Raw genomic sequence first — 21,142 nt, 5'->3', positions numbered from 1 at the left:
CTCGGCCGTCAGACCGTTCCGTCCTCACCGCTGTCGCGCAGGCGGGGCAGCAGCTTGGGCAGGGCGCTGGAGAGGATCAGGGTGCCGGCGCCGATGATGGTCGGCAGCATCCAGTCGGGCCGGCCGTCCAGCAGATGGTCGCTCGCCGAGCCGAACTGGACGAAGGCGACCGTCATCGGCAACTGTCCGATCAGCGATCCCACCGCGTAGGGGGCAAGCCGCACCCCGGTCAGCCCCAGCGCGTAGTTGACCGCCGTGTGCGGCAGCACCGGCACCAGCCGCAGCGTCGCCACCGCGCGCCAGCCGCCCTGTTCGATCCGCCGGACGAGGCGCCCGAACCGCGCCATCTCGCCGAGCGACAGCATGCCGTTGTTGATGTAGCGGGCGATCAGGAAGCCGGCCACGGCCCCCAGCACGCTGCCGGCCGCGGCCAGCAGCCCGCCCCACCAGACGCCGAAGATCAACCCCGCCACCATCGCCATCGCCGAGCGCGGCAGGAACAGCAGGCTGGCCAGCACATGGAACAGCAGGAACAGCAACGGCGCCGCCTGGTGGTGGCGCAGGGTTTCCTGCAGCCCGGCGAGGTCCGCCCCGCCGCGCAGCACCCAGGCCGCCGCCACGCCGAAAAGGACGAGCGCCAACAGGATCTGCCCTGCGGTTTTCAGGCTGGAAAGCGGCTGCATGGCGTCCCGATGGTCTATCCGCGTGGTGATGGCTGCGATTATGTCTGCCGCTTTCACGCAAAGGTCAACCGCCCCGTCGCGCATGTCCGCGCATCGCCCCCATGCCGGCGCGCATTCCGCCACGGTTCAGGTGTTTTTCCCTTGCCAGAGCGATTAATATATTAGTATATTTTCTCCACCGGCCGCGCCCGCATCGGGCCGACCCTCGCCTTTTGCTCCTGGCCCATGTTCCGGCCGCTATCCGGCCAATGTTCCTGAAGGATGCCCAGTCATGCGTTCCCTGACCCGTGACCTGCTTGCCGGCGGTGCGCTCGACGTCGCGCACACCGATGGTGCGCCGACCCTGCCCGTGACCATCCTTCAGGTGGGCGACGGCAATTTCCTGCGCGGCTTCGTCGACTGGATGGTCGACGTGGCGAACGGGCAGGGGCTGACCAAGGCCGGCGTCGCCATCGCCCAGCCGCTCGACCAGGGCATCGCCGCCCTGCTGAAGGCCCAGGACAACCTCTACACCGTCCTGCTGCGCGGCATCGAGAATGGCCGGGAGGTCGAATCCCGCCGGGTGGTCAGCTGCGTCACCGACGCGCTCAACCCGTACGCCGACTGGCAGCGGATGCTGGGCTATGCCACGTCGCCGGCGCTGCGCTTCTTCGTGTCCAACACGACCGAGGCCGGCATCGCCGACCGCGAGGAGCCTTACACCCCCGGCGCCTGCCAGACCAGCTTCCCCGCCAAGGTCGCGGCGCTGCTGTACGCGCGGTATCAGGCGCTGGGCGGCACGGCCGGCAGCGGGCTGGTCTTCCTGCCCTGCGAGCTGATCGAGGCCAACGGTACCAACCTGAAGCGCATCGTGCTGGCGCACGCCAAGCGCTGGGGCCTGGAGGCCGGCTTCGCCGCCTGGGTCGAGCGGCACAACCACTTCCTGAACACGCTGGTCGACCGCATCGTCCCCGGTTATCCGAAGGACGAAGCCGCGGCGCTGTCGGCCAAGTGGGGCTATGAGGACAAGCTGGCCGTCGCCGCCGAGCCGTTCCACGTCTGGGTGATCGAGGGTCCGGCCGAACTGGCCGAGGAACTGCCGCTGCACAAGGCCGGCCTGAACGTCGTGTGGACCGACGACCTCCAGCCCTACCGCACCCGCAAGGTGCGCATCCTGAACGGCGCCCACACCGCCAGCGCGCTCGCCGCCTATTGCGCCGGGCTCGACACGGTGAAGGCGATGATGGACGACGCCACCGTCGCCGCCTACCTGAACCGGGTGATGTTCGAGGAGATCGTCCCCTACGTGCCGCTGCCCGAGGCGGAGCGCCAGGATTACGCCCGCACCATCATGGAGCGCTTCGGCAACCCCTACATCCGGCACGAGCTGATCTCGATCACGCTGAACTCGGTGTCGAAGTGGCAGGTGCGCGTCCTGCCCAGCCTGAAGGACGCCGTCGCCCGCAACGGCGAGGCGCCGGCCGGCCTGTCCTTCTCGCTGGCGGCGCTGCTGCGCTTCTACCGCGGCACGGCGGCCGGCGGCGCCTACACCGGCACCCGCGACGCCGGGGCCTACCCGATCAGCGACAACGCCGAGGTGATCGCGGCGATGAGCGCCGCCTGGGCCGCCAACGCCGGCGACACCAAGGCGCTGGTCAAGGCGGTCCTGTCCGACGTCCGCCTGTGGAAGGAAGACCTGACCGCCATCCCCGGCCTCGCCGTCCGGGTCGCCGACAGCCTCGCCGCCATCGAGGCGAAGGGGATGAAGGCGGCCATGGCGGGGCTGGTCGCCGGCTGACCCGCCGTTCCCCGGGCGGAGCGGGGCGTGTCCGTCATGGGACGCGCCCCGCCGGGGCAGGCACGCACGGCAAGAGCATGGCACGAATGGACCCGATCCTGACCCAGCGCATCACCGCGCTGGAGCAGGAGGCGGCGGCGCTGCGCCACCGTTTCCTGCACATCCCGCTGGCGCTGCAGGAGGATTGCGGCGTCTGGGCAAGCCACAAGATCATCGGGCGCGAGGCGCTCACCCTGTTCCGCGCCATCACGCGGGAGGCGCGAGCCCCCGGCGATCACGCGGATTGCGAAATGGCCATCGGCCGGATCGAGGCCGCCTATCAACTGGTCCACGACGCGATCCAGTCCATCGCCGCCCTCACGCTTGCGGAGTTGCCAACCCGGCATTGACGCCCCGCGTCGATGCATGGCTTCTTCTGCCGGCCGGGGTGGTATCGATCCTGTTGTCCGGGCGCGAGGAGGAATGACGATGTCGATCACCGAAAGCCGGAAGCGGGTGCGCCGTGGCACGCAACGCGTCACCATGAGCGACGTGGCGACCGCGGCCGACGTGTCGCCCAGCACGGTGTCGCTGTATCTGCGCCGTCCCGAAGCGGTGTCGCAGGCGTTGGCCGAGCGGATCGCCCGGGTCATCGACGAGATGGGCTATGTGCCCAACCTGGTGGCCGGCAGCCTGGCGGCGGCGCGCAGCCGCACCATCGGCGTGATCCTGCCCTCCATCCTCAACTCCTTCTTCGCCGAGACCTACAACACCCTCCAGGCGCTGTTCCAGGAGGCGCATTACCAGACCTTGCTCGGCGTCAGCGAGTTCAGCCCGGAGGAGGAGGAAAGCCTGATCCGCGCCTTCCTCGCCTGGTCGCCGGCGGCGATGGTGGTCACCGGCTTCCACCACACCGACCGCACCCGCGCCATGCTGCGCTCCTGCGGCGTGCCGGTGGTGGAGATGTGGGACATGCCGACGCATGGTCCCGGGGCGGAGAGCGAGGCGGTCAACATCAGCGTCGGCTTCTCGCATTTCGAAGTCGGGCGCATGCAGGCCAGCCACCTGTACGACCAGGGCAGCCGCAAGGTCGCCTACATCGGCGCCGCCGCCCACCAGGACATGCGCGTGCGCAGCCGCACCGCCGGCTATGAGGACGAGGTCCGCCGCCGCGGGCTGCACCAGCCGATCGCCTTCACCGTTCCCGACGCCGCCTCCACCGGGGTTGGCCGCTGGCTGATCGACGAGATCCTGACCCAGCACCCGGACATCGACGGGGTGGTCTGCTCCAACGACGCGCTGGCGCTGGGCGTGCTGTTCGAGGCGACCCGGCGCGACCTGCGGGTGCCCGACGATTTGGCCGTGGTCGGTTTCGGCGATCTGCCCTTCAGCAGCTCCTGCCCGCCGCCGCTGACCACGGTGCGCCCGCCGCAGCGCGAGATCGGCCGGCTGAGCGCCAGCCGCATCCTGTCCGCCCTGGGCGGCGCCCGCGTCCCGCCGTGCCACCACAACCTCGACTGCGAACTGGTGATCCGCGCCAGCACCCGCCCGGTCGCGGGCGGCTGAGGGACCGCAAGGCGGCGGTCCTGGTCCAAGCCTGTCGCCTTCGTCGTCCCTTCCTCCTCCGCGCGCAGGCGCTGCCGTTCAGGCGCTGCCGTTGAAGTGTTCAGCCTTTCGAAGCCGACGATTTCCGTCGTCGACCGTCATTCCCGCGCCGGCGGAAATCCAGGGCAACACAGGAAACTGGCCGAATTGCCCTGGATCCCCATTTTCACGGGGATGACGATGAAAGCAGGGATTGTCGATCCGGAAGCGATACGACGCATTTGCGTCAGCGCCGGTCAGCGCCGGTCAGCGCCTGGGCCCCGCCGCGAGGACCTTGGCTGAGCGGGGGAAACCCTTCCGCTCAGCAGAATTGATGTGCGCACCTTAACACGGCGTTGCCATCCGGCCGCAGTGCACCATATTCCGGCGCTGAAATGCCTGGATATGCGCTGTTGCACGATTTGAGTTGCGCACCTCAAAACGCCGGCATATGTTTGGCTTATGAACAGTCAGCAAGACGACGCCCCCCTGACCCTGCGCGACGTGGCCGCGGCCGCCGGCGTCAGCCTTGCGACGGCCGACCGCGTGGTCAACGGCCGGCCCGGGGTCAGCGAGAAGACGGCGCGCAAGGTGAACGAGGCGGTGCAGCGCCTGGGCTTCCGCCCGCTGGCGGCGGCGGCCGAGCTGGCGCGGGCGCGGTCCTGGCGCTTCGGCGTGGTGCTGCCGCGCGGCAGCAACCGCTTCATGCTGGACATCGCCGACAACATCCGCGCCCAGGCCGACTGGTTCCGCGCGCGCCGCATCGCGGTCGAGATCGTCGAGACCGACGTGTTCGACGCCGACACGCTGGCCGCGGAGCTGGCCGGGCTGCCTGGCCGCTTCGACGGGGTGGCGGTGGTGGCGCTCGACCATCCGCGGATCCGGGCGGCGATCGACGATCTGGTCGCGGCCGGCATGGCGGTGGTGACGCTGGTGTCCGACTCGCCGTCGTCACGCCGCCACCATTACATCGGTATCGACAACATCGCCGCCGGCCGCACCGCCGGGTCGCTGGTCGGCCGCTTTCTCGGCCCGCCCCGCGGGGATGGCGCCGGCGGCTCCATCGGCATCGTCACCGGCTCCGGCAGCCTGCGCGACCACGCCGAACGGCGCTTCGGCTTCGGGCAGGTGATGGCGGAGGAATACCCGCACCTGACGCGGCTGACGCCGGTCGAGGGGCGCGACGACCCGGAGCGCAACCGCGCCCTGGTCCGCCGCATGATCGCCGACACCCCCGATCTGGTCGCCATCTACAACACCGGCGAAGGCTCGATCGGCATCGGCGAGGCGCTGGCCGAGGCCGGGCTCGCCCGCAAGATCCTGTGCGTCGGGCACGAGCTGACCCCGGCGACGCGCCGCATGCTGCTGGACGGCACCTTCGCCGCGCTGGTGGCGCAGGATCCGGGGCACGAGGTGCGGTCGATGGCGCGGGTGCTCCACGCCCTGGTCAGCGGGCAGGAGATCATCGCCGCGCAGGAGCACATCCGGGTCGAGGTCATTCTTCGGGACAATCTGCCCTGACCGGCGTCAGCCGGGGGATTTAGGGACCGGCGTCGGCCGGCAGATGTGAACACCGGCTTCGCCGGCACGGCACCAGATCAGGAAGGTCGAGCGTCATGTTTCTCGGAATCGACATCGGCACGTCGAGCGCCAAGGCGGTGCTGACCGACGCCGACGGGGCGGTGGTGGCGGTCGCGTCACGTCCCTGCACCGTGTCCCGCCCGCACCCGCTGTGGTCGGAGCAGGAGCCGGAGGACTGGGTCGCGGCGGCGGTCGCCGCGGTTGACGAGCTGGCGGCGCGGCTGCCCGACGCCGTCGCGGATGTGGCCGGGATCGGCCTGTCCGGACAGATGCACGGCGCCGTCCTGCTGGGGCACGACCACCGGGTGCTGCGGCCGGCGATCCTGTGGAACGACGGCCGGTCCCACCGGCAATGCGCGGCGCTGGAAGCGGCGCTGCCCGACTTCCGCGCCATCAGCGGCAACATCGCCATGCCCGGCTTCACCGCGCCCAAGCTGCTGTGGGTGGCGGAGGAGGAGCCGGAGATCTTCGCCGCCGTCGCCAAGGTGCTGCTGCCCAAGGCTTACGTCCGCTGGCGCCTGACCGGCGCGATGGTGGAGGAGATGTCCGACGCCTCCGGCACGCTGTGGCTGGACGTGGCGAAGCGCGACTGGTCCGACGCGTTGCTGGCCGCCGGCCGCCTGACCCGCGCCCACATGCCGGAACTGGCCGAGGGCTCGGCCCCGGTCGCCCGGCTGTCCGCCGACTTCGCCCGGCGCTGGGGCATGAAGACGCCGCCGGTGGTGGCGGGCGGGGCAGGGGATTGCGCGGCGAGCGCTGTCGGACTGGGCGCCATCACGCCGGGCGACGCCTTCCTCAGCCTCGGCACCTCGGGCGTGCTGTGGACGACGACCGACCGCTTCCTGCCGAATCCGGCGCTGGCGGTCCACGCCTTCTGCCACGCCCTACCCGGGGTCTGGCACCAGATGGGCGTCATGCTGTCGGCGGCGGCCTCGCTGGCCTGGGCGGCGGCGACGCTGGGCGCCGGGGAGGCGGAGTTGCTGGCGCCGCTGGGCGACGCGGTGGACGGTCCGTCGCCGGTCGCTTTCCTGCCCTACCTGTCGGGCGAGCGCACCCCTCACAACGACGCCACCGTGCGCGGCCTGTTCGCCGGGCTGTCGGCCGACACCGGGCGCGACGCGTTGGTGCAGGCGGTGCTGGAGGGCGTCGCCTTCGCCGCCCGCGACAATCTGGTGGCGCTCGGTCCAGCGCCGGCCGCCATCGATCTCGCCGGCGGTGGCTCCCGCTCGCGGCTGTGGGCGCGGATCTGCGCCGACGTGCTCGGCCTGACCGTCCACCGCATCGAGGATGGCGAGGTCGGCGCGGCGCTGGGCGCCGCCCATCTCGGCCGCATGGCGGCGACCGGCGAGGATGCCGCCACCGTCTGCCGCAAGCCCCGCCGCCTGGAATCCTTCACCCCCGATCCGGCCCGCGCCGAAGCCTACAGCCAAGCCTGGCTGCGCTGGCGCCGGCTCTACCCCCTTGCCAAGGAGTTCGCGTCTTGAGCACCGTCCCCTTCTTCGGCGATCTGTCCCCGGTGAGCCACCGCGGGCCGGACAGCCGCGACCCGCTGTCCTACCGCTGGTACGACAAGGACCGCGTGGTGATGGGCAAGCGGATGGAGGACCATCTGCGGCTGGCCGCCTGCTACTGGCACAGCTTCTGCTGGCCGGGCGGCGACCCGTTCGGCGGCGAGACCTTCCTGCGGCCGTGGATGCGCCCCGGCCTTGACCCGATGGCGGCGGCGCGCAGCAAGGCCGACGTCGCCTTCGAGATGTTCCGGCTGCTCGACATCCCCTTCTTCTGCTTCCACGACCTCGACGCCGCGCCGGAAGGCGCTACGCTGGCCGAGAGCGTCGACAATCTGAAGGCGATCACCGAGCTGTTCGCCGCGAAGATGGAAAGCGCCAAGGTCCGGCTGCTGTGGGGCACCGCCAACCTGTTCTCGCACCGGCGCTACATGGCCGGCGCGGCGACCAACCCCGATCCGGACGTGTTCCTCTACGCCTGCGGGCAGGTCCGCGCGGCGCTGGAGGCGACGCACGCGCTGGGCGGCGCCAACTACGTGATGTGGGGTGGGCGCGAGGGCTATGAGACGCTGCTGAACACCGATCTCGGCCGCGAGCTGGACCAGATGGGCCGCTTCGTCTCGATGGTGGTGGAGCACAAGCACAAGATCGGCTTCAAGGGCCCGATCCTGATCGAGCCGAAGCCGCGCGAGCCGACCAAGCACCAGTACGACTTCGACGTCGCCACCGTCTACGGCTTCCTGGAGCGCTACGACCTGCTGGCCGACGTGCGGGTGAACATCGAGCAGAACCACGCGATCCTGGCCGGCCACAGCTTCCAGCACGAGGTCGGGCTGGCGCTGGCGCTGGGGATCTTCGGCTCGCTCGACATGAACCGCGGCGACGGGCTGCTGGGCTGGGACACCGACCAGTTCGCCAACGACGTCGGCGAAACCACGGTGGTCCTGCACGACATCCTGAAGGGCGGCGGCTTCACCACCGGCGGCCTGAACTTCGACGCCAAGATCCGCCGCCAGTCGATCGACCCGGCCGACCTGCTGCACGGCCACATCGGCGGCATCGACACCTGCGCCCGCGCCCTGCTGCAAGCCGCGGCGATGCTGGAGGACAAGGCGCTGACCGCCCCGCTCGCCGAGCGCTACGCCGGTTGGGACAGCGAGGAGGGCAGGGCGATCCTGGCCGGCCAGCGCGACCTCGCCACCCTGGCCGACCGCGCGCTCGCCACCGGCGTCGACCCGCAACCGCGCTCCGGCCGGCAGGAGCAACTGGAGAACATCGTCAACCGGTACGTTTGAGTCGCGATCACCGCTCATCATCGATCAACAAAGGCCGCCGCATGGACGGCCACACAGGGAGGAAACACGATGAAGCACCGCCTCACCGCCACCGTCACCGCCGCCGCCACCGGCCTGTTCCTGACGCTGGCCGCCGGCATGACCGCCACCGTCGCGCTCGCCGCCGGGCCGACGGTCGGCGTGTCCTGGTCCAACTTCCAGGAAGAGCGCTGGAAGACCGACGAGGCCGCCATCAAGGCGGTGATCGAGAAGGCCGGCGGCACCTACGTCTCGGCCGACGCACAGTCCTCGCCGGCCAAGCAGTTGTCCGACATCGAATCGCTGATCGCCCGCGGCGCCAACGCGCTGATCATCCTGGCGCAGGACAGCGACGCCATCCGCCCGGCGGTGGAGAAGGCGGCGGCGGAGGGCATCCCGGTGGTCGGCTATGACCGGCTGATCGAGATCCCCTCGGCCTTCTACATCACCTTCGACAACAAGGAGGTCGGCCGCCTGCAGGCCCGCAGCGTCTTCGCCGCCAAGCCGAAGGGCAACTACGCCTTCATCAAGGGCTCCTCGACCGATCCCAACGCCGATTTCCTGTTCGCCGGCCAGATGGAGGTGCTGAAGGCGGCGATCGACCGCGGCGACGTCAAGAATGTCGGCGAGGCCTACACCGACAAGTGGCTGCCGGCCATCGCCCAGCAGAACATGGAGCAGATCCTGACCAAGACCAACAACAAGGTCGACGCGGTGGTCGCCTCCAACGACGGCACGGCCGGCGGCGCCGTGGCGGCGCTGGCGGCCCAGGGGCTGGCCGGGACGGTGCCGGTGTCGGGCCAGGACGGCGACAAGGCGGCGCTGAACCGCATCGCGCTGGGCACCCAGACGGTGTCGGTGTGGAAGGATGCGCGCGAGTTGGGCCGCCGCGCCGCGGAGATCGCCATGGAACTGGCGGGCGGCAAGAAGATGAGCGCCATCGCCGGCGCCACCACCTTCAACGGCGGGCCGAAGAAGCAGACGATGACCTCGCTGTTCCTGACGCCGATCGCCATCACCAAGGACAATCTGAACCAGGTGATCGACGCCGGCTGGGTGACGAAGGACGTTGTCTGCCAGGGCGTCAAGAAGGGCGCGGTCAAGGTCTGCGACTGATGGCCGAGCCGTCCACCCTGTTGTCCCCGGCGCCTCGATCCGAGGCGCCGCGGGAACCGCCGGCCGCCGCCGCAGGCCGGTCCAGCCTCGGCGACACCCTGCGCGCGCTGGAACTGGACACCAGGCTGGTCGGGATGATCGGCGCGCTCGCCATCATCTGGATCGGCTTCGACGTCCTGACCGGCGGCGCCTTCCTGACCCCGCGCAACCTGTGGAACCTGTCGGTGCAGGCGGCGTCGGTCGGGGTGATGGCGACCGGCATGGTGCTGGTCATCGTCACCCGCAACATCGACCTGTCGGTCGGCTCGATCCTCGGCTTCACCGGGATGATGGTCGGCGTGCTGCAGTCGCGCTTTCTGCCGGAGCTGTGGGGCTTTGACCATCCGCTGACCTGGGTGGTCGCCGTCGCCGCCGGCATCGCCGTCGGCGGGGCGGTCGGGGCGCTGCAGGGCGCGATCATCGCCTATCTCGGCGTGTCGTCCTTCATCGTCACGCTCGGCGGGCTGCTGGTCTGGCGGGGTGCTGCGTGGTGGGTGACCACCGGCCAGACCGTGGCGCCGATGGACGGGCTGTTCAAGCGGCTGGGCGGCGGCTTCGAGGGCGCCATCGGCGCCGGGCCGAGCTGGCTGATCGGGGTGGCGGCGATCGTGCTGGCGGTGGCGGCGCTGCTGCTGACCCGGCGGCGGCGGGCCGGCTTCGGTTTCCCGGTGCGACCCGTGTGGGCGGAGGCGGTGGTGATCCTGCTGGTGGCCGCCGCCATCGTCGGCTCGGTCCTGGTGGTCAACGCCTACCCGCTGCCGCTGCCGGTGGTGCGGCGGATGGTGGAGGCGCAGGGGCTGTCGACCGACGGGCCGCTGCCGCTGATCGCCCATGGCTTCGCCATCCCGGTGCTGATCGCCCTGGCGGTGGGCGTGGCGGTGACCTTCCTGGCCAGCCGCACCCGCTTCGGCCGCTACGTCTTCGCCATCGGCGGCAACCCGGAGGCGGCGGAACTGTCGGGCATCAACACCCGGCGCGTCCTGGTGATGGTGTTCGGGCTGATGGGGGCGCTGTGCGGCCTGTCCGCCTGCATCGCCACCGCGCGGCTGAACGCCGCCACCAACGCCAACGGCACGCTGGACGAGCTGTACGTCATCGCCGCCGCGATCATCGGCGGCACCTCGCTGGCCGGCGGCGTCGGCACCATCCATGGCGCGATGCTGGGGGCGCTGGTCATGCAGTCGCTCCAGTCCGGCATGGTGCTGCTGGGGGTCGACGCGCCGATGCAGAACATCGTTGTCGGCATCGTGCTGGTCGCCGCGGTCTACATCGACACGCTCTATCGCAAAGGTGTGAAATGACGGAGGTCAGCCCGACCGGGGCGGTCCCGCTGGTGGAGATGCGCGACGTCTCCATCGCCTTCGGCGGCATCAAGGCGGTGGACGGCGTCAGCATCGACCTCCACGCCGGCGAGGTGGTCGGGCTGCTCGGCCACAACGGGGCGGGCAAGTCGACGCTGATCAAGATCCTGTCGGGGGCCTACGCCGCCGACCATGGCGAGATCCGGGTGAACGGCGAGCCGGTCCACATCGCCAGCCCGCGCGACGCCAAGCGCTGCGGCATCGAGACGATCTACCAGACGCTGGCGCTGGCCGACAACGTCGACGCCGCCGCGAACATCTTCCTGGGGCGGGAGAAACTGACCGCCTGGGGCACGCTGGACGACCACGCGATGGAGGCGGAGGCCCGCGCGGTGATGGGCCGCCTCAACCCGCATTTCCGCCGCTTCAAGGAGCCGGTGAAGGCGCTGTCGGGTGGCCAGCGCCAGTCGGTCGCCATCGCCCGCGCCATCCATTTCGACGCCCGCGTCCTGATCATGGACGAGCCGACGGCGGCGCTCGGCCCCGCCGAAACCCGGCAGGTCGGCGAGCTGGTGAAGCAGCTCAAGCAGGAAGGCATCGGCATCTTCCTGATTTCCCACGACATCCACGACGTGTTCGATCTGGCCGACCGCATCCACGTCATGAAGAACGGCAAGCTGGTCGGCACGGCGAAGGTGTCCGAGGTGACCCAGGACGAGGTGCTGGGGATGATCATCCTGGGCAAATGCCCGCCGGGCGCCATCCCCGGTCCGGGCGCGATGACCTGAGCCGCCGGGACGGTCCGTGGGCGGGCGGTCAGGGTTCCGGACTGCTGTAGAGGTGGTCGGCCAGCGCCTGCCGGTAATGGGCGTCGATCTGCTCGACCGTCATCTCCGCCAGTCCGGACTGGTCCTTCACCACCTGGCCCGGCGACGGCATGTCCTGCGGGATGACCCAGGCGTCGGGCTGCCACAGGTGCGACCGGCGCAGCGCCTTGCCGCAATGGAAGAAGGCCTCGCGCACCGACAGGCGGATGGCGGCCTTGGGCCGGCGCCCCTCCTCGTGCAGGCGGTCCAGCAGGTCGGGCGCCGTCGTGACGGTGGCGCTGCCGTTCACCCGCAGGAAGACGTCCTGTCCCGGCACCAGGAACACCAGCCCGCAGGCCCCGTCGGAGGTCAGGAGGTTGGTGATCGACGACAGCTTGTTGTTGCCGGGCCAGTCGGGCAGGGCGAGTTCGCGCCGGTCCACCGCCTGGACGAAGCCGGGACGCCCACCACGGGGTGAACAGTCCATCCCGGTTTCGGACGCGGTCGCGACGAACACCAGCGGCGATTCGGCGATGAAGCGCAGGCAGTGATCGTCGAGAAAGGGGAAGGTCATCTTCACCATGCGCTCGGTCGGCAGGTGGTACAGCCGCCGCAACGCGTCGACGGTGGTGATGCGGTGGGGATCGATCAACTCGGCCAACTCGGCTCTCCGCCCATGGCGTCTGCTGCCCGCCAGCAAACTAACGTTGTTAGGTTTGCCTAACGACGTTAGTTTGTCAATGGGGAGACGGATGTGGGGGAGGGAGCCGCCATGAAGGTGCAACGACCGGACGTCATCGCCGCGGCGATGGCGCTGCTGGACGAGGTGGGGGTGGATGGGCTGACGATGCGGCGGCTGGCCCAGGCGCTGCACATCCAGGCGCCGTCGCTCTACTGGCATTTCGCCAACAAGCAGGCTCTGCTGGACGCCATGGCCGACGCCATCCTGGCCGACATGGCCCTGCCGCCCGACGATGGCCTGCGGTGGGACGAGTGGCTGCGCGCGGTGGCGCTGGAGTTCCGCCGTGCCTTGAAGGCGCGGCGCGACGGCGCCCGCGTCTATGCCGGGACCTTCCCGGTGATGGATAATGTGCTGCGGATCGGCGACCAGGTCATCGGCACGCTGCGAGCGGCCGGGGCCGACGAGCGCACCGCCGTCCACACCCTGTTCACGCTGCAGTATTTCGTGCTGGGCTTCACCATCGAGGAACAGGCGACGATGCCGCCGCCGAAAGGCGAGGGGGTTGAACTGGCGCGTCTGGCGCAGGCGGTGACGGTCGCCCAGGCCGCGCGCTACCCGAACGCGGCGTCTGCGGTTGCCTTGCTGGCCGCGGACGACGACGATGCCCGGTTCCGCTTCGGCCTCGACCGCTTGATCGACGGCCTGCGGGCGGTCATTCCTTGATGGTCCGGCCCTGGCGGCCCCGCTCACGCCCGTCGGGAATGGTCCAGCGGCTTGGCCGAGCCACCGCCGCCGCAGCCGCTGCACCCGCCGCAGGCGGCCACCGCCGGCTGGGGCAGGCCGACCGCGCGGCGCAGCGTCATCCGCAGCGTCGCCGGCAGCAGATAGCGCCAGGCCGACAGGCCGACGGCGACCACCACCACCGGCAGCACGATCACCGATTGCCAGGACACGGCGGCCGTCGCCGCGACCGGCTCACCCATGAGCGCCGACGCCAGCCGGTAGGTGACGAAGGAGGCGGCGTAGGCCAGCGCCAGCATGTAGGCGAACATCACCGTCGGCCACAGGGTGGAGTTGGTCTCGCGCCGGACCACCGACAGGGTGGAGATGCATTGCGGGGCGAAGATGTACCACACCAGCAGCGACAGGGCGGTCGGCAGGCTCCAGGAGGCGGCGAGCGTCGCGCCCAGCGTGTCGGCCAGCGCGTCGCCGCTGGCGCTCAGCGAATAGACGGTGCCCAGCACGCCGACCGCCACCTCGCGCGCCGCCATGCCCGGCACCAGGGCGATGGCGATCTGCCAGGTGAAGCCGATGGGCGCCAGCAGCGGTTCCAGCAGATGGCCGATCTGGCCGGCGAAGGAATACTGGATCGCCGCACCCTCCGCACCCTCCGGCGCGCCGGGGAAGCTGGCGAGGAACCAGATCGCCACCATCAGCGCGAAGATGCGGGTGCCGGCGCGGGTCAGGAAGATCCGGGTCCGCTCGGCAAGGCCGAGCGCGAGGTTGCGCGGGCGGGGCAGGCGGTAGGCCGGCAACTCCATCAGCAGCGGCTCGCGCGCGCCGCGGAACAGCGTGCGCTTCAGCACGACGGCGACCAGCAGGGCGGCGACGATGCCGGTGGCGTAGAGGGCGAACATCACCAACCCCTGCAGCCCGACCGCGCCGCCGAACAGCGCCCGGTCGGGGATGAAGGCGGCGATCAGCAGCGCGTAGACCGGCAGCCGGGCCGAGCAGGTCATCAGCGGCGCGATCATGATGGTCGCCAGCCGGTCCGCCCGATTCTCGATCGTCCGCGTCGCCATGATGCCGGGCACGGCGCAGGCGAAGCTGGACAGCAGCGGGATGAAGGCCCGCCCATGCAGGCCGACGCCGCCCATCAGCCGGTCGAGCAGGAAGGCGGCCCGCGCCATGTAGCCGGAATCCTCCAGCAGCTGGATGAACAGGAACAGCACCAGGATCTGGGGCAGGAAGATGACGACGCTGCCGACGCCGGCAATGACGCCGTCGGTCAGCAGGCTGTTCAGCGGCCCTTCCGGCAGCCCGGCGGCGACGGCGGTCTTGAGCCACGTCAGCCCGTCGTTGATCAGATCCATCGGCAGTTTCGCCCAGGCGAACACCGCCTGGAACATCAGGAACAGCACCAGGAACAGGATGCCGAGCCCGAGCACCGGTTGCAGCAGGACGGCGTCGACCCGCCGGGTCAGCCCGTCCGACCGCGACGGCGCCTGCACCGCCTGCGCGACGATCGCCTCGACCTTGCGGTGATAGCCGCGCAGCTCCTGCGCGTCGGGTTCGCTCCAGCCATCCTGCCCGTCAACGGTGTCGGCCGCCCCGGCGGCGATCCGCTCCACCGCGTCGAGCAGGGCGCGCACGCCGTCGCGGCGGATCGCCACGGTCGGCACCACCGGAACACCGAGCGCCGCCGACAGGGCGTCGAGGTCGATGCGGCTGCCGCGCCGCTCCACCATGTCCATCATGTTGAGCGCGAGCACCAGCGGCCGGCCGGTCCGCTTCAATTCCAGCACGAGGCGGAGGTGGAGCCGCAGGTTGGTGGCGTCGACAACGCAGACCAGGATGTCGGGAAGGCTCTCGCCGGGCAGCCGGCCCAGCACGACGTCGCGCGTCACCTCCTCGTCGGGGGAGCGGGCGCGCAGGGAATAGGTGCCGGGAAGATCGAGGACGCGCAACGGTTGGCCCGACGGGGCGATGCAGCGCCCCTCCTTGCGCTCCACCGTGACGCCGGCGTAGTTCGCCACCTTCTGGCGGCTGCCGGTCAGGGCGTTGAACAGCGCGGTCTTGCCGCAATTCGGGTTGCCGACCAGCGCGATCATCGGTGCGGGCGCCGGCATGGCGGTTGGCATGGGGGCCGACTGGGTCACCGGGCGCCTCCGGCAACGGCGACGAACACCGCGTTGGCCTCGTTGCGGCGCAGCGCGACGGTGTGGTCGTTGACGCGGATGGCGATCGGGTCGCGGGCGGGAAAGCCCTCGTGCAGAACTTCGACGGTGGCGCCTTCGACCAGCCCCATTTCGATCAGACGCCGCTCCAACTCGCCGGGCGACAGGGTGGTCGAGACGGTGCCTTCGTCCAGGCCGACCACTTCGGCCCGCATGCCCTTGCGCAAGCCGCCCAGCGGCTGGGTGGGCAACCTTGATCCGTGCATCGCAACGATGGCCTTCGATTGTGTCCGCGCGCCGGGAAATCCAAGGGACGAACCCGGGTGACGCGCCGGACGACGGCCCCACGACCGTCGCCGAGACTTTCAGCTTGATGACTTTGATAGTCATCCGCAACGCGGGAATTGTCGCAGGCGGATGTCGCAGCCGGCGGGGAGGCCGCTTGCGACGCGAACATTACGCAGATTTAACAACGGTCGTGCTTCAGTTTGATCTACCGATTGCGTGCCGGTCGAACGTCGACAGGCGGTTTCCAGGTTTTGAACGATGGCAGGAAAGGAACCTCCGGCTGTGCGGACGTCCAATCGCCTGTGGCTCGATCGCTGCGATCGGGCGCTGGGCCGTGTCATCGACGGCGGCCGCTGGCTTGCCCTTGCCGTGGCGGCCCTGCTGTTCCTGCAATGGCCACTGCGCGACCTGGTGCAGGCCTATTCACGCGAGGCGAACGACCTCGCGCAGTGGATCTTCGCGCTGTATGTCTGCATGGCGGTGCCGCAGGCGACGCGCGCCGGCAGCCATCTCGCCACCGACGCCTTCGCCCGCCGCCTGTCACCGGCGGCGCGTGCGCGGATCGGTGCCGCCGCCACCCTGCTGGCGATCCTGCCCTGGACCCTGTTCATCCTGATCGCCGGCTGGCCGACGGCCTCGCGGTCGGTGGTCCAGCTGGAGGCGTTCCCGGACACCTTCAATCCCGGCTACTTCGTGGTGAAGGCCGGCGCCTGCGTGCTGGCGCTGCTGATGCTGCTGCAAGCCCTGATCGATCTCGCCAAGGGGGCGGAGTGAGCATGGAATTGGCGGGATTGGCGATGCTGGCGCTGGCGGCGCTGCTGCTTCTGGTCACGGGGCTGCCGGCCTATGCGGTCCTGATCGCCGCGTCGCTGGCGGCGGTGGCGGTTGGGCTGCCGATGGGGGCCGTCGACCTCGGGCTCATGACCGCGCTGCCGGGGCGTGTCGTCGGCCTGTTGGAGAACGACCTGCTCCAGGCGTTGCCGCTCTACGTCCTGATGGGGGCGTTGCTCAACCGGTTGCCGCTGGCCGACACGCTGTTCCGCGCCGGGGTCGCCCTGCTGGGACGCGGCCCGGCCGGGCCGCTGGTCGCGGCGATCGGCCTGGGCGCGCTGCTGGCGCCGATGAACGGGTCGGTCGCCGCCAGCGTCACCACCTTGTCGCGCGTGGTGCAACCCAATCTGCTGAAGCGCGGCGTCCCGGCCGGACGGGGCCTGGCCGTCGTCTGCGTCGCCAGCACGCTGGGCGTCGTCGTGCCGCCGTCGCTGGTGCTGATCCTGCTGGGCGACGCCATGATGCGGGCCCACACCGAAGCGGTGAACGCCACCGGACACATGGTGCGCATCGTCAACACCCAGGACATGTTCCGCGGCGCGCTGGTGCCGGCGGCGCTGTTCCTGGCCCTGTGCCTTGCGCTCGCCTGGTGGCTGGGGCGCCGTCCCGTCTACCGTGCGTCCACTGGGCCGGCGCTGGAGCCGGAGCGGCCTTTGGGGCTGGCCGGATGGGCGACCGCCGGCGCGACCGTCGCCTTCGTCGGTGGTCTGCTGGCGGCGGTCGCCGCCGGACGGCTCTACGCGGTGGAGGCGGCCGCCACCGGCGCGGCGGCCCTGCCGTGCTTCGGCCTGGTCAGCGGCAAGCTGGACCGGGCGACGCTGGACGCCGTGCTGCGCGACACCATGGCGACCACCGGGGCGCTGTTCGCGCTGTTCGTCGGCGCCACCACCTTCACGCTGGTGTTCCGCGCCTTTGGAACCGACCGGCTGCTGGCCGATCTGGTGGCGGGCCTGCCGGGCGGCCCGGCCGGGGCGCTGGTCGGGGTTCTGGGAATGATCGGCCTCACCGCCTTCGTGCTCGACGCGTTCGAGATCGTGTTCGTCGTGATCCCGGTGCTGATGCCGCCGCTGCTGATGCGGGTTCCCGACGCGGCGTGGGTGTCCGTCCTGACCCTGCTGGCGCTGCAGGTCAGTTTCCTGATCCCGCCCTTCGGCTATGCGGTGATGATGGTGCGCGGCACGCTGGGCGGCAGCGTGGTGATGCGGGACCTGATCCGGTCGCTGTCGCCGTTCCTGGCGATCCAGGCGCTGGTGCTCGGCACGACGCTGCTGGCTCCGGCGCTGGTGCATCTGGCCGATCCGGAAGAGGCCGCCGCCCCGTCGGCGCTGAGCGAACAGGACGCGCTCGACCGCATGCGCTCGATGGTTCCGGCGCCGGACGACGATTGAAGCGTCGCCGACATCGATGGCAGGCCGCCAGTATTTCCATAATTCGTGTTATGTGTTCTCATATCGAGGCGCGGTGGGCTCCATCCCGAAGCGCAACCGGATGTGCGACGTCCCACGACGGCGCTGGTCGTCGGGCCGCCCGCCGCGGTCAGGACAGCCCGTGCTTGCGGATCTTGTCGTGCAGGGTCGTCTTGGCGATCTGCAACTCCTCGGCGGCGCGGGCGAGGCTGTTGCCGGTGCGGCGCAACGTGTCGGCGATCAGCGCGCGTTCGAAGGCGTCGACCGCCTCGGCCAGCGGACGGGACGTGGCGGCGGCGGCGGTGCCGAAGGGCGGGAAGCCCTGCTCGATGCCCAGCACGCAACGGTCGGCGACGTTGTGCAACTCCCGCACATTGCCGGGCCAGTCATAGGCCATCAGCCGGCGCAGCCGCTCGGCGTCGGGCGGCGGCACCGGGCGGCCGTGGCGCGCGGCGGCCTGCAGTGTGAACTGCTCGAACAACAGCGGGATGTCCTCGCGCCGGTCGCGCAGGGGCGGCAGCGGCAGGGTCGCCACGTTCAGCCGGTAATAGAGGTCGGGGCGGAACTGCCCGCGGTCGGCCCAGTCCCGCAAATCCACCTTGGTCGCGGCGATCACCCGGCAGTCGATGGCGATCGGCGTGTTGGAGCCGAGCCGCTCCAGCGTGCGCTCCTGAAGCACGCGCAGGAACTTGGTCTGCACCGCCATCGGCATGCTCTCGATCTCGTCGAGGAACAGGGTGCCGCCGTTGGCGTGCTCCACCTTGCCGATGCGCCGCTTGCCGGCCCCGGTGAAGGCCCCGGCCTCGTGGCCGAAGATCTCGCTGTCGAACAGTGTTTCGGGCAGGCCGCCGCAGTTGATGGCGACGAAGTTGCCGCTGCGCCGGGGGCTGGCGTCATGCAGGCAGCGCGCCGCCAGCTCCTTGCCGGTGCCGGTTTCGCCATGGATCAGCACGTCGGCGGCGGAGTTGCCGAGATCGGCGATCAGCCGGCGCACCCGTTCCATCGGCTCCGACCGGCCGATCAGCCGCGCCTCGATGCTCTGGCGGTTCTGCAGCCGGGCGCGCAGGTCGCGCACCTCCAGCGTCAGGCGGCGCTTCTCCAGCGCGCGGCGCACCACCTCGACCAGATAGTCGGGGGAAAAGGGCTTCTCGATGAAGTCGTGGGCCCCCAGCTTCATCGCCTGCACCGCCATCGACACGTCGCCGTGGCCGGTCATCAGCACCACCGGCAGGTCGGGATCGACGGCGAGCAGCCGGGACAGCAGCGCCATGCCGTCCATGCCGGGCAGCCGGATGTCGGTGACGACCACGCCCGGGAAACCCTCCGACACCAGCCGGCGCGCCTGTTCGGCGCTGTCGACCGCTTCGGTCGCGATGTCCTCCAGCTCCAGCGCCTGCTGGCAGCCGAGGCGGACGTTGGGATCGTCCTCGACGATCAGGACCTTCAGGGGGATGGCGGCCGGAGCGGCGGCGGTGTCGGGCATGCGAAGTCTCGGGCCTCGGCGGAGAAGGGATCGGCAGCGGGAAGGTCGGCAGCGGGAAGGTCGATGGTGAAGACCGCCCCGCCATCGGGCCGGTTGGCCCCCGCCAACGTGCCGCCGAAGTCACGCACGATCCCCGCCGAGATGGCAAGCCCCAAGCCGAGGCCGCCGCCCCCATCCTTCGCACTCCCCTCCCGGACCGCCTCCTTGGTCGTGAAGAACGGCTCGAACAGGCGGGGCAGCACGTCGGCGGGCAGGCCGGGGCCGTCGTCGGCGACCTCGATCAGCACCCTCCCCCCCTCGCACCGGGCGGTCATGGCCAGCGTGCCGCCCTCACGGCCGCCCTTGTGGCCGGGACCGCGGCCGGCCAGGGCGTCGAGGCTGTTGGCGATCAGGTTGACCAACACCTGTTCCAGCCGGTTGGGGTCGCACAGCGCCACCGCGTCGTCCGCCACCGCCAGCCGCAGCGCCACGCCGGACCGCTTAAGCCGCTGGTCCAGCAGGAACAGCGCGTTGTCGATCGGCCGGCGCACCGCCACCGGCCGCGGCGCCCCCGACGATTTGCGGGCGAAGGACTTCAACTGGCTGGTCAGCGCCCCCATGCCGTCGACCAGTTGGCCGATGCGGTCGAGGTTGCCCTGCGCCGCCTCCAGGTTGCCGCGCTGCAGGAACTTGACCGCGTTGCCCGACAGCGTGCGCAGCGCCGCCAGCGGCTGGTTGAGTTCATGGGCCAAGCCGGCCGACAGCTGGCCGATGACCGCCAGCTTGCCGGCGTGCACCAGCTCGTCCTGGGCGGCGCGCAGGGTGCGGGTGCGTTCCTCCACCTTGCGCTCCAGCTCGCCATGGGCGCGGCGCAGGGCGCCCAGATGGCGGCGGCGCTGGGTCCACATCAGCAGCAGGATGCCGAGGAAGGCGCTGCCCACCGCGGCCAGGGCGGCGCGGGTCCAGGCCATGCCGGTGACCTGGGCGACCGGCGACAGCACGGTCAGCGTCCAGCGCGTGCCGCGCAGCGGCGCCGTCTGCGCCAGGAATGCGCCGGACAGCGGGAAGACCGCCGTCTCGGCCGCTCCATTGTCGGCCCGCGCCAGCCGCACCAGCTCGGCACGGTCGGCAATCGGCCGCAGCGGCGTCAGGCCCAGCGGTGGCAGCGGGCGGGCGTTGTATTGCAGGGTCTGGTCGAAATGGCGGCGGGTCGGCTCGTCCATCGGCCGCAGGGTGGTGAATTTCCAGGACGGGACCGAGGCCAGGATGACGACGCCGTTCTCGTCGGTGACCAGCACCGGCGCCTCGACCGTCGTCCAGGATTGTTCGAGCTGTTCCAGGCTGACCTTGACCACCGCGACGCCGACGATGGTGCCGTCCTCCGCCAGGGGGGCCGACAGGTAATAGCCGGCCTCCCCCCGCGTGGTGCCGACGCCGAAGAAGCGGCCCTGGCGGCCGTCCATCGCGTCGACGAAATAGGGGCGGTAGGACAGATCCTCGCCCATGAAGCTGTCGGGGCGGTTCCAGTTGCTGGTGGCGACCACCCGGCCCTCGCGGGTCAGCGCGTAGATCGACAGGGTGCCGGCCCGCTCGTTCAACCGTTCCAGATAACGGTTCAGCCCCCAGGCCGACCGCGCCCGCCCGGTCACGAGGTCGAGCACGTCGCGCTCCAACCCCAGCGTCGCCGGGAAATAGGCGTATTTGTCGATCTCCCGCTCCAGGCTGGCGGCGTAGAGGTCGAGCCGGTGGCGCCCGGTCTCCTGCAGGGCGGCCAGCCCCATCCCCTCGCTGACGCGGAAGCCGGCGAAACCGGCGAGCAGCGCCAGCGCGGCCAGCGCCGGCAGCAGGAGACCGATGGTGCGGAAACGGCGGGCGACGGGCATGAGCAG

Annotated in this window: 18 protein-coding genes; 12 read left to right on the top strand and 6 right to left on the bottom strand. The window is 70.6% G+C overall.

Features of this window, described 5'->3' with window-relative positions:
• Positions 1–8 precede the first annotated feature (8 nt).
• Positions 9–641: a TVP38/TMEM64 family protein gene (locus TSO352_RS09825; RefSeq protein ID WP_247872004.1), complete on the bottom strand. Its 633-nt coding sequence runs from the start codon at positions 639–641 to the stop codon at positions 9–11.
• A 313-nt stretch (positions 642–954) separates the two neighbouring features.
• On the opposite strand from TSO352_RS09825, the gene TSO352_RS09820 reads away from it, so the two are divergent.
• From TSO352_RS09820 to TSO352_RS09780, 9 genes are all read left to right on the top strand, one after another.
• Positions 955–2,460, top strand: a complete 1,506-nt coding sequence (locus tag TSO352_RS09820) for a tagaturonate reductase (RefSeq protein ID WP_109107146.1) — start codon at positions 955–957, stop codon at positions 2,458–2,460.
• 86 nt (positions 2,461–2,546) lie between these two features.
• On the top strand, positions 2,547–2,849 hold the full coding sequence (locus TSO352_RS09815) for a hypothetical protein (protein ID WP_109107145.1): 303 nt from the start codon (positions 2,547–2,549) through the stop codon (positions 2,847–2,849).
• 79 nt (positions 2,850–2,928) lie between these two features.
• Entirely contained in the window at positions 2,929–4,005 is a 1,077-nt protein-coding gene (locus TSO352_RS09810; protein ID WP_109107144.1) for a LacI family DNA-binding transcriptional regulator, read from the top strand.
• Between the two features lie 480 nt (positions 4,006–4,485).
• Positions 4,486–5,544 (top strand): LacI family DNA-binding transcriptional regulator, encoded by a 1,059-nt coding sequence (locus TSO352_RS09805; RefSeq protein ID WP_109107143.1) that lies wholly within the window; start codon positions 4,486–4,488, stop codon positions 5,542–5,544.
• A gap of 95 nt (positions 5,545–5,639) precedes the next feature.
• Complete coding sequence (gene xylB, locus TSO352_RS09800) at positions 5,640–7,088, top strand: xylulokinase (RefSeq protein WP_109107142.1); 1,449 nt, start codon at positions 5,640–5,642, stop codon at positions 7,086–7,088.
• Positions 7,085–8,407, top strand: coding sequence for a xylose isomerase (xylA, locus tag TSO352_RS09795; RefSeq protein WP_109107141.1), 1,323 nt, complete (start codon positions 7,085–7,087; stop codon positions 8,405–8,407). The genes xylB and xylA overlap by 4 nt, the downstream gene beginning before the upstream one ends.
• Positions 8,408–8,476: 69 nt before the next feature.
• A complete protein-coding gene (gene xylF / locus TSO352_RS09790) occupies positions 8,477–9,541 on the top strand; it encodes a D-xylose ABC transporter substrate-binding protein (RefSeq protein ID WP_199231547.1) in 1,065 nt (354 codons plus the stop codon).
• Positions 9,541–10,881, top strand: coding sequence for a sugar ABC transporter permease (locus TSO352_RS09785; RefSeq protein WP_109107140.1), 1,341 nt, complete (start codon positions 9,541–9,543; stop codon positions 10,879–10,881). The genes xylF and TSO352_RS09785 overlap by 1 nt, the downstream gene beginning before the upstream one ends.
• Complete coding sequence (locus TSO352_RS09780; RefSeq protein ID WP_109107139.1) at positions 10,878–11,669, top strand: ATP-binding cassette domain-containing protein; 792 nt, start codon at positions 10,878–10,880, stop codon at positions 11,667–11,669. Before TSO352_RS09785 ends, TSO352_RS09780 begins: the two co-directional genes overlap by 4 nt.
• Positions 11,670–11,697: 28 nt before the next feature.
• Here the strand turns inward: TSO352_RS09780 and TSO352_RS09775 are convergent, their stop codons facing one another.
• Positions 11,698–12,348, bottom strand: coding sequence for an MSMEG_1061 family FMN-dependent PPOX-type flavoprotein (locus TSO352_RS09775; RefSeq protein ID WP_109107138.1), 651 nt, complete (start codon positions 12,346–12,348; stop codon positions 11,698–11,700).
• Between the two features lie 111 nt (positions 12,349–12,459).
• On the opposite strand from TSO352_RS09775, the gene TSO352_RS09770 reads away from it, so the two are divergent.
• Positions 12,460–13,092 (top strand): TetR/AcrR family transcriptional regulator C-terminal domain-containing protein, encoded by a 633-nt coding sequence (locus TSO352_RS09770; protein ID WP_109107137.1) that lies wholly within the window; start codon positions 12,460–12,462, stop codon positions 13,090–13,092.
• 23 nt (positions 13,093–13,115) lie between these two features.
• Here the strand turns inward: TSO352_RS09770 and feoB are convergent, their stop codons facing one another.
• Both feoB and TSO352_RS09760 read right to left on the bottom strand, forming a co-directional pair.
• A complete protein-coding gene (gene feoB / locus TSO352_RS09765; protein WP_109107136.1) occupies positions 13,116–15,230 on the bottom strand; it encodes a ferrous iron transport protein B in 2,115 nt (704 codons plus the stop codon).
• Positions 15,231–15,244: 14 nt separating this feature from the next.
• Positions 15,245–15,517 carry a FeoA family protein gene (locus TSO352_RS09760; RefSeq protein WP_247872003.1) on the bottom strand — a complete coding sequence of 91 codons (273 nt, stop codon included), beginning with the start codon at positions 15,515–15,517 and terminating at the stop codon, positions 15,245–15,247.
• A 319-nt stretch (positions 15,518–15,836) separates the two neighbouring features.
• Between TSO352_RS09760 and TSO352_RS09755 the strand changes: the two genes are divergently transcribed.
• Together TSO352_RS09755 and TSO352_RS09750 are read left to right on the top strand one after the other, a co-directional pair.
• Positions 15,837–16,328: a TRAP transporter small permease subunit gene (locus TSO352_RS09755; protein ID WP_247872002.1), complete on the top strand. Its 492-nt coding sequence runs from the start codon at positions 15,837–15,839 to the stop codon at positions 16,326–16,328.
• Between the two features lie 2 nt (positions 16,329–16,330).
• Positions 16,331–17,773: a TRAP transporter large permease subunit gene (locus TSO352_RS09750; RefSeq protein WP_109107133.1), complete on the top strand. Its 1,443-nt coding sequence runs from the start codon at positions 16,331–16,333 to the stop codon at positions 17,771–17,773.
• A gap of 148 nt (positions 17,774–17,921) precedes the next feature.
• Here TSO352_RS09750 and TSO352_RS09745 read toward each other — a convergent pair whose 3' ends face one another.
• Together TSO352_RS09745 and TSO352_RS09740 are read right to left on the bottom strand one after the other, a co-directional pair.
• The gene (locus tag TSO352_RS09745; RefSeq protein WP_109107132.1) at positions 17,922–19,274 is read right to left on the bottom strand and encodes a sigma-54 dependent transcriptional regulator; all 1,353 of its coding nucleotides are present in this window, start codon (positions 19,272–19,274) and stop codon (positions 17,922–17,924) included.
• Positions 19,235–21,136 carry an ATP-binding protein gene (locus TSO352_RS09740; RefSeq protein ID WP_109107385.1) on the bottom strand — a complete coding sequence of 634 codons (1,902 nt, stop codon included), beginning with the start codon at positions 21,134–21,136 and terminating at the stop codon, positions 19,235–19,237. Before TSO352_RS09740 ends, TSO352_RS09745 begins: the two co-directional genes overlap by 40 nt.
• Positions 21,137–21,142: the final 6 nt, after the last annotated feature.

Origin of the sequence: Azospirillum sp. TSO35-2 (assembly GCF_003116095.1) — a bacterium.
Lineage (GTDB): Bacteria > Pseudomonadota > Alphaproteobacteria > Azospirillales > Azospirillaceae > Azospirillum.
Note: the sequence above shows the minus strand (reverse complement) of the source record. Positions and strands in the feature narration are given on the sequence as shown.

Bases quoted from the DNA above. Each gene is read 5' to 3' on its own strand.
- TSO352_RS09820 (WP_109107146.1), top strand. From the start codon at position 955: ATGCGTTCCCTGACCCGTGACCTGCTTGCCGGCGGTGCGCTCGACGTC.
- TSO352_RS09815 (WP_109107145.1), top strand. From the start codon at position 2,547: ATGGACCCGATCCTGACCCAGCGCATCACCGCGCTGGAGCAGGAGGCG.
- TSO352_RS09810 (WP_109107144.1), top strand. From the start codon at position 2,929: ATGTCGATCACCGAAAGCCGGAAGCGGGTGCGCCGTGGCACGCAACGC.
- TSO352_RS09805 (WP_109107143.1), top strand. From the start codon at position 4,486: ATGAACAGTCAGCAAGACGACGCCCCCCTGACCCTGCGCGACGTGGCC.
- xylB (WP_109107142.1), top strand. From the start codon at position 5,640: ATGTTTCTCGGAATCGACATCGGCACGTCGAGCGCCAAGGCGGTGCTG.
- xylF (WP_199231547.1), top strand. From the start codon at position 8,477: ATGAAGCACCGCCTCACCGCCACCGTCACCGCCGCCGCCACCGGCCTG.
- TSO352_RS09785 (WP_109107140.1), top strand. From the start codon at position 9,541: ATGGCCGAGCCGTCCACCCTGTTGTCCCCGGCGCCTCGATCCGAGGCG.
- TSO352_RS09780 (WP_109107139.1), top strand. From the start codon at position 10,878: ATGACGGAGGTCAGCCCGACCGGGGCGGTCCCGCTGGTGGAGATGCGC.
- TSO352_RS09770 (WP_109107137.1), top strand. From the start codon at position 12,460: ATGAAGGTGCAACGACCGGACGTCATCGCCGCGGCGATGGCGCTGCTG.
- feoB (WP_109107136.1), bottom strand. From the start codon at position 15,230: ATGCCAACCGCCATGCCGGCGCCCGCACCGATGATCGCGCTGGTCGGC.
- TSO352_RS09750 (WP_109107133.1), top strand. From the start codon at position 16,331: ATGGAATTGGCGGGATTGGCGATGCTGGCGCTGGCGGCGCTGCTGCTT.
- TSO352_RS09745 (WP_109107132.1), bottom strand. From the start codon at position 19,274: ATGCCCGACACCGCCGCCGCTCCGGCCGCCATCCCCCTGAAGGTCCTG.
- TSO352_RS09740 (WP_109107385.1), bottom strand. From the start codon at position 21,136: ATGCCCGTCGCCCGCCGTTTCCGCACCATCGGTCTCCTGCTGCCGGCG.